This window comes from Salinigranum rubrum, assembly GCF_002906575.1.
Lineage (GTDB): Archaea > Halobacteriota > Halobacteria > Halobacteriales > Haloferacaceae > Salinigranum > Salinigranum rubrum.
The window spans coordinates 203,104-216,387 of the sequence record NZ_CP026310.1 but is presented as its reverse complement, the minus strand read 5'-3'; the positions used below and the strand labels follow the sequence as shown (position 1 = coordinate 216,387).

Annotated in this window: 11 protein-coding genes and 4 pseudogenes; 8 read left to right on the top strand and 7 right to left on the bottom strand. The window is 57.0% G+C overall.

The window, feature by feature from the left end; all coding sequences use genetic code 11:
• Positions 1-155: 155 nt before the first annotated feature.
• From C2R22_RS21995 to C2R22_RS26675, 3 genes and pseudogenes are all read right to left on the bottom strand, one after another.
• Positions 156-1,334, bottom strand: a complete 1,179-nt coding sequence (locus C2R22_RS21995) for a PAS domain-containing response regulator (RefSeq protein ID WP_245903063.1) — start codon at positions 1,332-1,334, stop codon at positions 156-158.
• Positions 1,335-1,555: 221 nt separating this feature from the next.
• Complete coding sequence (locus C2R22_RS26680) at positions 1,556-1,711, bottom strand: ATP-binding protein (protein ID WP_245903079.1); 156 nt, start codon at positions 1,709-1,711, stop codon at positions 1,556-1,558.
• 329 nt (positions 1,712-2,040) lie between these two features.
• A pseudogene (locus tag C2R22_RS26675) lies at positions 2,041-3,045 on the bottom strand (PAS domain S-box protein); the annotation flags it as partial.
• Between the two features lie 123 nt (positions 3,046-3,168).
• On the opposite strand from C2R22_RS26675, the pseudogene C2R22_RS21985 reads away from it, so the two are divergent.
• A pseudogene (locus C2R22_RS21985) lies at positions 3,169-3,898 on the top strand (IS6 family transposase).
• A gap of 146 nt (positions 3,899-4,044) precedes the next feature.
• Here C2R22_RS21985 and C2R22_RS21980 read toward each other — a convergent pair.
• The 3 genes from C2R22_RS21980 to C2R22_RS21970 are packed head-to-tail and all read right to left on the bottom strand — an operon-like array spanning position 4,045 to position 5,110.
• Positions 4,045-4,281 (bottom strand): hypothetical protein, encoded by a 237-nt coding sequence (locus C2R22_RS21980; protein ID WP_103427915.1) that lies wholly within the window; start codon positions 4,279-4,281, stop codon positions 4,045-4,047.
• 2 nt (positions 4,282-4,283) lie between these two features.
• On the bottom strand, positions 4,284-4,775 hold the full coding sequence (locus tag C2R22_RS21975; RefSeq protein WP_103427914.1) for an SRPBCC domain-containing protein: 492 nt from the start codon (positions 4,773-4,775) through the stop codon (positions 4,284-4,286).
• Complete coding sequence (locus C2R22_RS21970) at positions 4,772-5,110, bottom strand: ArsR/SmtB family transcription factor (RefSeq protein WP_103427913.1); 339 nt, start codon at positions 5,108-5,110, stop codon at positions 4,772-4,774. Before C2R22_RS21970 ends, C2R22_RS21975 begins: the two co-directional genes overlap by 4 nt.
• Positions 5,111-5,506: 396 nt before the next feature.
• Here C2R22_RS21970 and C2R22_RS26670 point away from each other — a divergent pair, with 396 nt between their 5' ends.
• The 3 genes and pseudogenes from C2R22_RS26670 (at position 5,507) to C2R22_RS21955 (ending at position 7,147) form a co-directional block, all read left to right on the top strand.
• Positions 5,507-5,731, top strand: coding sequence for a hypothetical protein (locus C2R22_RS26670; protein WP_245903062.1), 225 nt, complete (start codon positions 5,507-5,509; stop codon positions 5,729-5,731).
• A 478-nt stretch (positions 5,732-6,209) separates the two neighbouring features.
• Positions 6,210-6,476, top strand: a pseudogene (locus C2R22_RS21960) (DUF6735 family protein); the annotation flags it as partial.
• A gap of 365 nt (positions 6,477-6,841) precedes the next feature.
• Entirely contained in the window at positions 6,842-7,147 is a 306-nt protein-coding gene (locus C2R22_RS21955) for a nickel-binding protein (protein WP_103427960.1), read from the top strand.
• A 63-nt stretch (positions 7,148-7,210) separates the two neighbouring features.
• Here the strand turns inward: C2R22_RS21955 and C2R22_RS21950 are convergent, their stop codons facing one another.
• On the bottom strand, positions 7,211-8,029 hold the full coding sequence (locus tag C2R22_RS21950) for a helix-turn-helix transcriptional regulator (protein WP_103427912.1): 819 nt from the start codon (positions 8,027-8,029) through the stop codon (positions 7,211-7,213).
• Between the two features lie 207 nt (positions 8,030-8,236).
• On the opposite strand from C2R22_RS21950, the pseudogene C2R22_RS21945 reads away from it, so the two are divergent.
• From C2R22_RS21945 to C2R22_RS21930, 4 genes and pseudogenes are all read left to right on the top strand, one after another.
• A pseudogene (locus C2R22_RS21945) lies at positions 8,237-8,661 on the top strand (hypothetical protein).
• A gap of 223 nt (positions 8,662-8,884) precedes the next feature.
• Entirely contained in the window at positions 8,885-10,414 is a 1,530-nt protein-coding gene (locus tag C2R22_RS21940; protein ID WP_245903061.1) for a potassium channel family protein, read from the top strand.
• 130 nt (positions 10,415-10,544) lie between these two features.
• Positions 10,545-11,786, top strand: a complete 1,242-nt coding sequence (locus C2R22_RS21935; RefSeq protein WP_103427910.1) for an RNA-guided endonuclease InsQ/TnpB family protein — start codon at positions 10,545-10,547, stop codon at positions 11,784-11,786.
• A 66-nt stretch (positions 11,787-11,852) separates the two neighbouring features.
• Complete coding sequence (locus C2R22_RS21930; protein ID WP_103427909.1) at positions 11,853-13,283, top strand: APC family permease; 1,431 nt, start codon at positions 11,853-11,855, stop codon at positions 13,281-13,283.
• Position 13,284: the final 1 nt, after the last annotated feature.

The following is a 13,284-nucleotide window of genomic DNA, read 5'->3' as shown; positions in this document are numbered from 1 at the left end:
CGGGAGCGGTGTCGCCGGTGGGGTGGCTGACGGAGAGACCCTCCGAACGTCAGCGCCGCATAGCCAACCGATCCGCGACAGACGCTGGGATGAACTACAGTCGGTATCGTTCCCAAGGATCGCTGACTCTCACGACCACTCCCCTGATCGAAATTTCATGAAGTCCTGAATTCGAACAACCAGCTACAGGCAGGCCTGGGGAAGCCGCCTCTCATCGAAAGTCCCCACGAGAGAAAATGCGGCCCTTTATGCCGTTGGTTTGGTTGGTTCTCGGACCGCCTCGCCAAACCCCGGAGTGTCCCGCTGTCATCGTAGCTGGCAGAGATCGTCACATCCGCCCAGAATCGACTGCCGTCCTTTCGCAGTTGCCACCCTTGATACGTGACAGACCCATCTTTCCTTGCGGTTTCTAGAAGCTGCTCGGGAGTGTCCGTCTGTTGATTATCGTTTGGGAAAAATTTCGATAGATGTTCGCCCAGAATCTCCTCTGTTTCGTATCCCTTGAGTTGTTCCGCCCCTTCGCTCCAGCGAGTAATGTACCCCTCGTGGTCGAGTGTAACGAACACGTAGTCCTTTATGGTGTCGACGAAGAGATCGAAGGTCGTGCGTTGCTCGACTGAAGCAGACCGTTCTTCGGTGACGTCTTTCGCCGTGCATACGATGACGTCTGCGTCGGTGTGAGCGAGTCGGTGATCGGTTATCAGCCGGTCGCCCTGTTTCGTTAAGCGGACCGTTTCACCCGACCAGTAGCCAGTCTCCCGAACGGCTGGGAGGATTTGATGTTCCAACCGTTCGGCCTCTTCATTGTGATATAGGACTGTCCAATGGGTGCCGAGAAGCTCATCACGCTCATACCCGAATAGCTGCGAGAACGCCGGGTTCACATAGGAGAACGTTCCATCGGGCTCGACGAGACTAAGCCCCTCGCTGGCCGTCTCCATCACACGATGGCTAAGATGGACTTGGCGGAGGGCTTGATATCGATCGACCAAATTCGTGATCCGATTCGCTAAAATCGTATACTGCTCGGCTCCACGCCTCTTTTGAAGATAATCGGTGACGCCAGCTGTGATCGCGTCGCTTGCAATCTCTTCGCTTCCTTTCCCAGTGAACAGAACAAACGGGAGATTTGGATGCACCTCTCGGATGGCCCTGAGAAACTCCAGACCGTCCATTTCTGGCATCTGATAGTCTGAAACGATACAGTCGAACGTATCGTGTTGTAATCTTTCAAGACCATCGGACGCACTCGTCTCTGTGGCGACCTCGAATCGGTCATCTTTGTGTGTCAGGAACTTGGTGACAAGCGTGGAATATTGGGGCTCGTCATCCACGTGTAGGATATGTATCGTGCTAGCAAAGGTCATTGCCGTCTGTAATACTGGGAAACAGTAAGTAATTTTCGTCCATGGACGATCGAACAGGAGGTCTCAACAGTCACGCAATGGTACTCAACCGGACAGGGAGTATGCTGCGCTGGATTCGAGCTAGTTGGGACCAGCCACGCAGACAGTCGGATGTACAGCGAGTCCTTCGAGGACAGCACCCGGTGGTATCAACTCGTCTTCACACCTTTGATCTCGAACCGTGTGCCGCCACTGTCGCTCTCGGTCACCCGAACCGTCCACTCGTGGGCGTCGACGATCTGTTCGACGATCGCCAACCCAAATCCGGTCCCGTTCTCGGCGGTTGAGTAGCCTGCCTCGAAGATCTCCTCTCGCTCGGATACGGGACACCCGGGCCGTCGTCAGCGATGTAAAAGCCACTGTCGAGTGGACCGACGTGGACCGTCACGTCCGACCCACCGTACTTGATCGCATTCCGAAAGAGGTTCTCCAGCAGCTGGATGACGCGATTTTCGTCACAGACGATCGTGTCAAGATCGTCGGACACGCGTAACGTCGCGGTATTGGTGCCGGCAGTGTGCCACGCCGTGTCAACCACCTCGGTCAGCTGGACCGAAGACGAGTCGATGACCTGTGAACCCTGCCGGGCAAACGTGAGAAGATCGTCGATGAGTGCGTCCATTCGATCGAGTGCCGCCTCGATGCGTTCGACCGCCTCGCTTTCGTGTTCCGCGCGGACGAGTTCCAGATTCCCCGTCGCGAGCGAGAGGGGGCTTCGGAGATCGTGCGAGACGATGCTGGCGAACTCGTCCAGCCGTTTGTTCTGCCGCTGGAGTTCCTCCTCCCGGCGTTTGCGCTCGGTGATGTCTGCGATCGTGGCCATGATTCTCGTGTCGTCTTCCATGTGGAGGGGACCCAAGCTGATCTCGACGGGGAACGTCTCCCCGTCACTCCGGAGTGCGTACAAATCCAGACCGGCACCCATCGGACGTGGCTCGGGGTCCTGCATGTAGCCCTCGCGCTGGGACACGTGGCGACCACGGTACGGCTCCGGCAGGAGTTGTTCGACCGGCATACTGAGCAGTTCCGGGCGCGAGTAACCGAACAGCTTCGCAGCGGCCGAGTTCGCCTGTTGGATCGATCCGCGTTCGTCGACGATAATCACGGCGTCCGGAGTCGCGGCCAGCATCCGTTCTAGCTCCTGGTCACGGAGTTCGAGCTGCTGTTTGTAATCGATGACCGCCTGCTCCGCTCGGACTCGTGCAACAGCGTTTTCGATGCGATTCGCCAGCACGGTGAACTGATCGATTCCCCGTTCTTTCTGCAAGTAATCGGTCACGCCGAGAGAGATTGCCTCGCTGGCGACCTCTTCGGACCCTTGTCCTGTGAAGAGGATGAACGGAATTCGGGGATAGTCGCTCCGGACCCGTTTTAAAAATTCCAGACCGCTCATCGTCGGCATCCGATAGTCACTGACGATGCAGTCGAAGTTGTCCTTTGTAAGAAGTGTGAGCCCGTCGGTCGCATCAGTTTCAGCCGTGATGTGGAACCGCTCACTTTGGCGTTCCAGGAAGGTGGAAGTCATGTCAATGAACGAGGATTCATCATCCACATGAAGTATCTTGATTCGCTCCGCGCTCGGAAGCACATCTCTCTTTCCCGGTGTGACTGCACTGATAGCCTCTGTGAATAGATGCATAACATCACAGATAATGGTCAGTATATTAAACAATATTATGTGGTGGTGATACGTTTCGGATCCAGGCACTGTCTAGTGAGGTCAGTTTGAGAAGTGAGCAGGTCATAGAGTTTGGTTGGAACAATGTTCGCAGACCCGCCCGGCGAGTGTTTCGCGGCGGATTTCAAAGAACGTTGGGAGCGTGAGCGGACAGCGAACGCCCTGACGGGCGTCGGCGTCCGTCTCCACGCGACCGGTTGTTCACTCAGAGAAATAGAAGAGATTCTTCGTTTCATTGGCGTTAAACGGTCTCACCAGGCGATTTGGTAATGGATACATCAGATAGCTAATATAATTCCCGACCCGTCGTCGTTCACGAGAGCAAAGCTCTCGTGCAGCCCATCAGAAATCTTTGATTTCTGAGGACGGCGCAGCCGACGCGGGTCGCGGTCGACGAGACAACTGTCCGAACCAACGAGAGCTGTCTTGGTTGCATGCTGCAATACACCTCGACTCAAAGTTACTGCTTGGCGTCAATCTCTTCAAACGGCGGGGTACCGATCCAGCAACTGAATTTCTTCGGCAGTTCACTGAGACACATGATCTCTCAGATACCGAGTTTGTTGTCGATGGCTACGGCTATCTGACTGCCCTCTTTCGATTAGATTTGAGCGGCCATCTGGAATACGTTGACCGAAACCTCATCGAAAAGTGGTTTCACACACTCAAAATGAGGATCGACCGCTTCCATCACTCGTGGGTCGGCAGTCGGGCTGCCGTCGCTCAGTGGCTTGCACAGTTCGTGTACTACGATAACTTCCAGCGACCGCATCAAGCGCTAGATAATCGAACACCAGCTGAGGTTGTTAACTAGACTGTGCCGTGGACAACGTCGATCCAGCTCAAACATCATTAACGAACAGCCTTGGGAGTCACCGCAGCATCTGCGGTTCGTCACGCGCTTTTCGTGTGGTTTTACTTAACTAGACGGTGACGTTGATAAAATATTCCTCGAAGAGCTCAATAGATCGTACTGAACGATATAAATCCGGCAACGAAGAATAGAACCATTCCTGCGAATGCGTGCATGGTCGGGGACAGATTCATGCCCGTGATTACGACTTCAAAGAGGATGTAGTGAATACCGAGGGCCGCGATTATGGCGACCACTACACACAGGGCGACTCTCCCCCAATCTTGGTCCTCACTCGTCGTGGATTCTGTGGGCGCTTCTCCGCTAGTGGTGTCAGCTGACATGGTCAGTCCTCCACCTGACCGGCGAGTTTCCGGAGGGAGTCTTCCCACGCTTCCGCAACCCCGTATCCCTCGGCGACATCCTCGGAGATACCATCTAACCGGAGGGTGACCTCAGTCCCGTCAGGAACCGCATTCAAGGTGACCGTAACAGTACTAGAGTCTTCCTCCTCTCCCGACTCGTCCGTCCAGACTATCTTCTCACCGCGTTTTAGCTCCTGGTAGGTGCCTTTGAACGTGTGGGAGTATTGCTCCATCCCCTCGGCCTCGCCGATGTTCTCGACGCGGAAGGATCCGCCCTCCTCCGGTTTGACCTCCTGAACGTTAGCACTGAATCCTTCTGGAGGCGACCACACCGCGATGTCGTCAGGGTTGAGAAACGCCTCGTACACTCGCTCGGGCGGCGCTTCAATCACGCGGTTTACGGTTATGCTTCGTTCTTCGCCCGCCGAGTTTTCTGTGGACGATCCGTCATCTTCGCTGACGTTGTCTGTCATTGGTCTTCGTTTTCCAGATGGTTGGCCAGCGCATCTAACCGATCCTCCCAGAAGACGCGGTACTGTGTCAACCACCCGAACGCCGCGGAAAGCGGTACGGCGTCGAGGTGGCAGCGGCGAACGAGACCGTCCTTCTCGACGTCGATTAACCCAGCATCCTCCAGCACGCGCAGGTGCTTGGATACGGCAGGTAGGGAAACGTCGTGAGGCTCGGCCAAGTCGCTCACACTCTCTGGGCCATCGGCCAACTGTTCGAGGATTGACCGACGAATTGGATGAGAGAGTGCCTGGAAAACCGCGTCGAGGTCCAGGTCGTCTGGCTCTTGTTCAACCATCCGGTTGAGCGTATGACCTACTACTATTTAACCTTCTAGTTAAATAGCCGCTCAAAGCGTTCTGAAGCAAGATGAGACTATTTTCCGTCCCGTAACCCGATTCGCTTGTTGATTGAAATTGCGTGAAGCACCGACGCACTGTCACAACAGGTGAATCTGGCTTACCATTCTTCTGAGGGCCACGGAATATTGATAATTCGATACTACATTTGGAGAGTGTGAGTGTGTCCGGCCCACTTACGACTCAGCGGGTTTCCGAACTCGCGATGGCGAACCGAGCGATCAGAGCACCCTACTACAGTAAAGACCACGACAAGGGGGTACGTTTCACGGGTTTAGACAAGGGACTCCAGTGGGGTGCCGACGCTATTCCAGCCCTGCTGGGGTTGTTCCGAGTTGAGCAAGACACTCGGGACAGCCATCCCGACGACTGGGGTGGGCTTCGCTCGCCACTGGCAAGGCGGGACGATGCGACTAAACTTTGACCTGTTTTCTGAACCTGAAGCGTCAGACCCGGTCGTAGTCGTGACCACGATAGCAGGCAGAGAGGGGAACATCACCGTAGACGGAGACTTTGGGGAAATCGAACTGCCAGACCAGGTTCCGACGGAGCAGGAATGAAAAACCCGGGAAAAACAGTATCAAAAGGCGCGGTGGAACGATGAGATCGATGGATCGGCTGCAGTAAAGGCCTATATTGCAGCATTGCCGGGATGGAAGCGTGAGAGGTTGGCGTCGGACGGTTTGAGGTGGTATTTGTAGGCGTAGTACATCCGTTACTCTCGTTCCTCGATCAGTTCGTCCAACTGCTCGCGGACGAACGACGAGAGGTTGAGGTGTTGGTCCTCAATCCACTCGTCTTGGTCCTCCCGAATCGTGATTGTCTTCCGTTTCATCGTAATGCACGGTATGCAGACTACACGCATAATGATTTTGGCGAGACGTTGACCTATGGGCCGAACGTCGAACGTGTATAAGAACTGTACGGCGTTGACGAGACTTCGTCTTGTGAACGCTGTCTCCCCTCCCTGCTAGCCGCCTTCCCTTCGGCCGGCACTTGCTGAGAAAGGGGGCTTAGCGCCTCAATTCAGTAACTGAAGTCGCCAGCTACCTCGCCGGCGAGGATCGTCCGTCGACCGTCGTCGAGCCGAAGCCCCGCGCCACCGGGCTTACTCTCGACGAGATCGTCGCTGACCGCTTCGACTACCTCCACCACGAGGCGTTCTTCGTGGTGTCGACGACGTTCGAGGTGACCGCCTATCGGACGCTGTGGTTCGGCCTGCAGTACGATTCGGAGACGGTCGAACAGGGCGAGACGGTCGGGAACGGCGCGCTCGCGACGGTGCGCTGGTACGACGGCGAGCCTGAACCACTCCTAGTTGACTCTGTTGAAATCCTCAATCGCTGATAGTTTGCTGAGGCCGTGCTGAATACAGAGCGCGTATCGCGCATGACAGGAAACCGCAGAACGTTCCATCAAGCCCCCATTCGGGCGATTGAGCGACAGCGCTCAATCCAATAGCTACCGATAGGGCCCACACCGTTGATCACCAATCCGTTCATTGGAAACCGAACCGTTTCACATCACTGGAGCGTCTCATCGTGAGGGAAAATCCCGTCGATTAACTACAAACTTCAACGCCACGTAGCGTCTTCCATGTCTCATCGAGACATGACAACACCGACAGGACATCACAAGGAACTCCTACCGGACAAGCAGAGGGAGGGATGATGAGCGAACGAGAACTGGTGGATTATCTAATCCTCCGTGAGATCGATCCACCCGTGACCCACGCCGAGCGAGAACGCGCCAGTGAGCGGTCGATTGCGGCGCTAGACACGGTCCGTGACGACGGCGATGCTATCGAATGGGTACAATCCGAGATCATGACGAACGAGGATGACATGGTGACGGGGACACTCTGTCACTTCCGAGCCGAGACGGAGGAAACTCTCCACGAGCACGCCGACTGTGCCGGGCTTCCAGTCTCACAGGTCTATCGCCGGGGTGAGCACGTCGCCGGTCCGGATGGATAGAGAGCTACTAGAACACCGATTCGGGAACAGAGATCAGCACATCCGTTCGAGGAGGGGAGTGCGTTACGACGTGGACTCAAGTGCCTCCTTGAGGGATTTCGGATTGAACCGTGGCAACTGAATCGCATTGGTCCAATACAATTCGAAGAGGGTCTTCGCCCAGGCACGTCCCTCTGGTGCGTCCGTATCGATGAACGCTCGCGGAGCGCCGGTATCAGGGTCGCGGAGACCGATTCCGATGTGGGTGTCAAATATGACGAGTCCGAAGGGGAGAGTATCGTGTATCCGCATCGTGAGAAACTCGCTCGCACACAGCTCAACGCACTTCTTTGGATAGTTTTCCATAACGTCCTCCGCTACGTCCGGTCGTTCGACGACTTTCGTCTCCAACCCATCGAGAATCCGGCCGTGGATTTCGTCCATGTAGGTCGGGGCGATGGCGTATGAATCGAACATTCGCAACGACTCCGTCTCCTGAACGAGGGAGACGAACCGCGCCAGCGGACCAAACGGATCACCTCGGTCAGCTGTCGTGACCGTCGCGTCTGAGAAGGCGTCGATGGGACACGGCGGTTGGATGTCGGAAGCCGCCTCGAACAAGGGGGCAAGCCGAACGGTCGTTCGCATGTCCTCTTCGAACCCAGCGACAACCTCAGCGACAGCCTCACCGAACTCGGTGAGACTGTATTCCCCGTCCCTTCGCTCGACGATACCCCGATCGGCGAGAGAACTGGTGTTTCGATGGGCGGTCGACTTCGATATTCCAAGACTCTGTTCTAACTCGCGCCGATCTTTCGCCCCCTCGCGCAAGGCCGCGATCATCGGTGAGCGGTTCACGACCTCGATGAGAAGGTCGGAATCTACTGGGACGTCCTCGAACATGGTTGTGACTGTCGGTAGCGACGTACAAGAAGTTGTACTCGCCGTTTCCACCCGCTGGGAATGAATCTTTTCGAGATATTCCCTCTCTATTCAGCACGCGACATCTGTCAGGTCCTGAGGGTTTCAACAGAGCCTCCTAGTTCGATCTGTTTCGTGGCAGTTGCTGTTTTTCAGGGACAGTGAGCCTCACCGTAGGCTCGTGGTTCGATGACCCACGAAGCAGCTAATAATCCATTCGACGAGTGTGAGTTAGGTCCCGACGCAGTCCTGGGAACATGCACCTTCCAAGATGTCCTGTTCACCAACGACACGGAGACACTGGTAAACGTGCTAACCAGCGAGACCCCCGCACATTCGCAGACGCCCATCGAGGAAGCGACGGAGTTCGCTGCGAGCATCGATACGGACACACTGCAAATTGCGCTCCCGGCCTCTGTCAAGACGCAGATCGAAACCCAGAGCAAGCCCTCCACCTCGGCTGCGTTCATTTATTCAAAGCAACCGGCTCGCCCGAGTCGGGCCGACTATGTTGTATTTGTGACCGACACAGAGGCGGGTCAACAGCTACTCATCCGGATTCAAACCGTGTAAAAAATTTCATTCACAGAAATAATCAAAAGATAACTACCTAACATAGCCAATCAGGTGCGAACTCCCACACGTTCGACCGGAACTTTCTCGTCGGATCCGTGGACAGTGTGATGTTGCGTGGTTCTCCGGAGGATTTGCTCTCAGGGGATGGCCATTATGATCGTGTCGTCTGAATCGGCGAACACGTCTGACCCTCTACTACCTCATCATAGTTGTCAGCGTGCTCTCCGGATTCGTATTCGTGTATAACTATGGGATGGCCACATGGGAAGGACGACCGCAGCCGTTGTACCGATCGGTCGAAGTCGTCGTCCGGACCGTCACGACCGTAGGGTACGGTGGGGACGCCCCGTGGACAAGCCCGCAAATGAACTACCTCGTCTCTCTCATGGCCCTCTCGGGACTCGTGCTCATCTTTGCAGCCCTGCCTGTCCTCGTCGTCCCGCTCTTCGAAGATGCGTTCAGATCGACTGCACCCTCGTCAGTCCCTGGCGTCGAAGACCACGTGGTCCTCTGCAGTATGGGCCTCGTGAAGAGGTCCTCATCGACGAGCTCACTGAGCGCGACGTCGAGTACGTCATCGTCAACGGTGACCGAGCGACGGCAACTGATCTGTACACGGACGGATATACGGCGATGTTTGGAGATCCTGAATCCGACGAGGCACTCAAACGTGTCCGACTGGAGGACGCTACTGCACTGATCGCGAACGTCGACGACGAAACGAACCCGAGCGTCCTCCTCTCCGCCCGGCAGATCAATTCAGATGTACACATGGTCAGCCTCGCAGAGGATCCGAATATTGCGGACTATCATCGGTACGCAGGGGCAGATCATGTTCTTTCGCCCAAACAATTGCTAGGCGATCACCTCGCAGCCAAAGCGATTGGGACGTTCGACTATGAGGCGATCGAAGCTGTCGAGACTGACGAAGACTTCGAGATCGCAGAGTTCCCCGTCCAGAGCGGGAGTGAACTGATCGGTCAGACCCTCGAAGGGAGTGACATCTTCGAGCGGACGGCGGTAGCCGTCGTAGGGATGTGGTCCCGCGGAGAGTCCCAGAGCCCTCCGCCGCCCGATGTCCGATTCGACGCCCGAAAGGTCCTCGTTGTGACCGGCCGAGAGGCCGAACTCGATCGGTTGAAGGAGATGACGCTCTCAGAAGGACGCCGACGGCGAGGGGACATCGTTGTCGCAGGGATGGGCGTCGTCGGGCAGGCCGTCGCGGCCGCACTCTCCAAAGGCGGGTTCGAGTACACGACCGTCGACCTCGTGGAGAGCTCTTCCGTCGACGTGGTTGGAAACGTCACCGATCGGGAGGTGTTCCTCGAGGCAGACATCACGGACGCAGGCACTGTGGTCCTCGCGCTGCCCGACGATACGACGACGATCTTCGCGACGTTCGCCATTCGAGAGTTGAACCCCGGGACCGAAATCATCGTCCGTGCCAACGAGCGCGAGCACGTGTCGAAACTGTATCGAGCCGGGGCAGACTACGTACTCTCGCTCGCCGCCGTCAGCGGTCGAATGCTTGCGTCGATCGTTCTCCATGAAGAGATCCTGTCTCCAAGCACGCAACTCAAGCTCGTTCGAACGGAGGCTCCAAGTGTTGTTGGGGACTCGCTTGGTGAGGCAGATATCCGGAAGCGAACGGGATGTACCGTGATCGCCGTCGAACGGAACAGTACTACCGTCACCAACCCCGGAGCCTCCTTTGTGATCGAACGTGAGGACGAACTCATCGTCGCCGGAACCGACGAGAACATCAGCCGGTTCCTGGCGGGGGTCGTCTGATCCAGCTCTACTCACCGCCGATTTTATACTGGTCAGCAACGCGAATACCCCGCCCATCGTGGTCGGGGATGAAGCCGACAATTCGTGATACAAACCATTACGTCGAAACAATCCCAATCAAGGGACAGCGATGGAATACAGTCACCGCTACCACGCCTACCCCACCGACGAGGTAGCGGAGCGACTGGAACGCCACCTCGACGTTCATCGCCAACTCTACAACCACGTCCGCTGGGACTACGAGAACAGTCCCGAGGACGACAAGCCGAGTGAGTACGACCAGAACAACAAACTCCTCGAGTGGAAACGCAAGTGGCCGGTGTTCGGTGAACTGCACTCGAAAGCCGCACAAGCTACCGTCGCTCGTTTCCACCGCAACCTCTCGAACCTTCGTAAGAAGAAAGAGAACGGGTACAACGTTGGTCGTCTCAAACGGCAAGCACCCACCGATTACCGGAGCGTGACGTACAGCCAGTCTGGTTTCGACCTCAATGAAAAGAGGGGCCACGACAAGTACGCCTACGTCCGCTTCAGCAAGATTGGGTGGGTGAAACTCAGGTACTCCCGCCCACTCCCCGAACACGCAACCATCAAAGAAGTCACGGTCAAGAAAGAGACGACCGGCGAGTGGTTCGTCTCCTTCGGTCTGGAAACCGACGACGCCGACTTGTCCGAGAAACCCGACGTGGACTCGCTTGACACGAGTAACAGCGTCGGGATTGACCTCGGCATCCAGAACTACATCCACACCAGCGATGGCAAGACTGTGGACTGGCTCGACCTTGAAGACGAGTACGAGCGTCTTCGCCGCGAGCAACGCAAACTCTCGCGGAAGGAGAAGGGGTCGAACAACTACGAGAAACAACGCCAGAAGGTCGCCAAGGTCAAACGCCACATTCGTCGGAAGGTGCTGGACTACCAGCACAAGATTACGACGTGGCTCGTCCGCGAGTACGACGCCGTATTCGTGGAAGACCTGAACGTCGTTGGAATGCTTCAGAATGATGGCAACGCTCGCAACAAGCAGGATGCGGCGTGGCGACAGTTCATCACGCTCCTTGAATACAAAGGCAACCTGTACGGCTGTCACGTCAAACAGGTCGAAGCACCAGGGACGACGAAGGAGTGCGCGTCGTGTGGTTTTGAGACAGCAAAGCCCATCTGGGTTAGAGAACATTCGTGTCCGGCATGTGGGTTTAAGACGGATAGAGATGCGAACGCGGCGATGAACGTTTTGCAGAGGGGCTTTTCTGAACTAGGGCTGGGATGGCCCGAATCAGCGCCTGTGGAGACTGTGACCGCTACGGACACGACTCAGTTTGAGTCTGTGTCTGCAAGTCACGTCATCGAAACAGGAAGCCTGCCCTCGTGAGAGCAGGATTCCCCGCGCCACCGTGCGCGGGGCAACATTCAACTGACTGTTGAAAAAACAGTCACTATGGCCGAACAGCCCGTCGACGTCGAGCCGGGGGGACAGAACGTCGCCGGTGAGGCACCTGCAGCGGAGCCGGAAGCGGTCACCGACGATACGACGGTCCACGACGACGATGTCGAACTCGAGCGGACCATCGGGCTGGTCGGCGGGCTAGCGATCGGCATCGGGACCATGATCGGGGCGGGCATCTTCGTGTTCCCGGGATTGGCGGCGAACAACGCGGGCCTCGCTGCCACCGTCTCGTTTGCTATCGGTGGACTGATCGCGTTGCTCGTGGCGCTGCCGACCTCCGAACTCGCCACGGCGATGCCTCGGAGTGGCGGTGGCTATTACTTCATTTCGCGGGGGATGGGGACCGCCTACGGTGCAATCGTGGGGCTCGGCCTGTGGTTGGGGTTGATGTTCGCCTCCGCGTTCTATCTCGTCGGCCTCGGTCACTACGCGAGTGCCGTGTTCGCTGAACTCGGCGTCGGACTCCCGTTCAGTCCTGTTATTGGAATCGGATTACTGTTCGGTGCCGCGTTGACTGTCTTGAGCATCGGGGGGACGGAGAATACGGCCAAGCTCCAGAACATCGTCGTCGGGGTTCTCCTCGTGGTCCTCACGGCGTTTCTCTCGTATGGCGTCCTCGACGCCTTCGGGGTTTTCGGTCGGACCAGCGTCCCTGAACAGTTCTTCTCCAGAGGCTACTTTCCGGTACTGACGACGGCCGCACTCGTGTTCACGTCATATCTGGGATTCGCTCAGGTTGCGACCGTTGCAGGTGAGATCAAGCGACCGGGACGGAATTTGCCGCTGGCGATGGTCGGGTCCGTGCTCGTCGTCACTGTGTTCTACGTCGTGACGATCTTCGTCGCGACCAGCGCGTTCGGGGCAGACCGGCTTGGCCAGTTCGGGGAGACCGCGATGGTCGAAGTCGCCCGCAACTTGCTCGGACTCCCCGGCGCCGTCGCCATTCTAGGTGCCGGACTGTTGGCGACGTTCTCGAGTGCGAACGCATCGATACTGAGCGCCTCGCGAGCGGTGTATGCGTTGAGCCGAGATGCCTTGCTCCCTCGCAAGGCGAGTGAGGTCAACCTTAGGTACGGGACACCGCACGTCGCGCTGTTGGCTGCAGGCGGCCCGATCCTCGCGCTCGTGGCGACCGGACAGGTCGAACTGCTCGCGGAGGTCGCGTCGTTCCTCCACCTGATTATGTACGGGCTGATGTGCGTCGCGTTGATCGTGTTACGACGCCGGAACCCGGAGTGGTACTCGCCCAGCTACCGCGTCCCGGGATATCCGGTGCTGCCTGGCGTCGGTGCGCTCGCCAGCTTCGGCCTCATCGCCTTCATGCAACCGGCGTCAATCGGTATTGGTATCGTGATCATGATCGTGTCGTTCCTCTGGTATCGTTATTATGCTGCGGACGTCACACTCAAGGGGGACATCTGAA

What these genes read in the sequence shown, in the direction of transcription:
- C2R22_RS21955 (WP_103427960.1), top strand. Translation starts at nt 6,842, where the DNA reads ATGAGCGAACGAGAACTGGTGGATTATCTAATCCTCCGTGAGATCGAT.
- C2R22_RS21935 (WP_103427910.1), top strand. Translation starts at nt 10,545, where the DNA reads ATGGAATACAGTCACCGCTACCACGCCTACCCCACCGACGAGGTAGCG.
- C2R22_RS21975 (WP_103427914.1), bottom strand. Translation starts at nt 4,775, where the DNA reads ATGACAGACAACGTCAGCGAAGATGACGGATCGTCCACAGAAAACTCG.
- C2R22_RS21950 (WP_103427912.1), bottom strand. Translation starts at nt 8,029, where the DNA reads ATGTTCGAGGACGTCCCAGTAGATTCCGACCTTCTCATCGAGGTCGTG.
- C2R22_RS21930 (WP_103427909.1), top strand. Translation starts at nt 11,853, where the DNA reads ATGGCCGAACAGCCCGTCGACGTCGAGCCGGGGGGACAGAACGTCGCC.
- C2R22_RS21980 (WP_103427915.1), bottom strand. Translation starts at nt 4,281, where the DNA reads ATGTCAGCTGACACCACTAGCGGAGAAGCGCCCACAGAATCCACGACG.
- C2R22_RS21970 (WP_103427913.1), bottom strand. Translation starts at nt 5,110, where the DNA reads ATGGTTGAACAAGAGCCAGACGACCTGGACCTCGACGCGGTTTTCCAG.
- C2R22_RS21940 (WP_245903061.1), top strand. Translation starts at nt 8,885, where the DNA reads ATGGGAAGGACGACCGCAGCCGTTGTACCGATCGGTCGAAGTCGTCGT.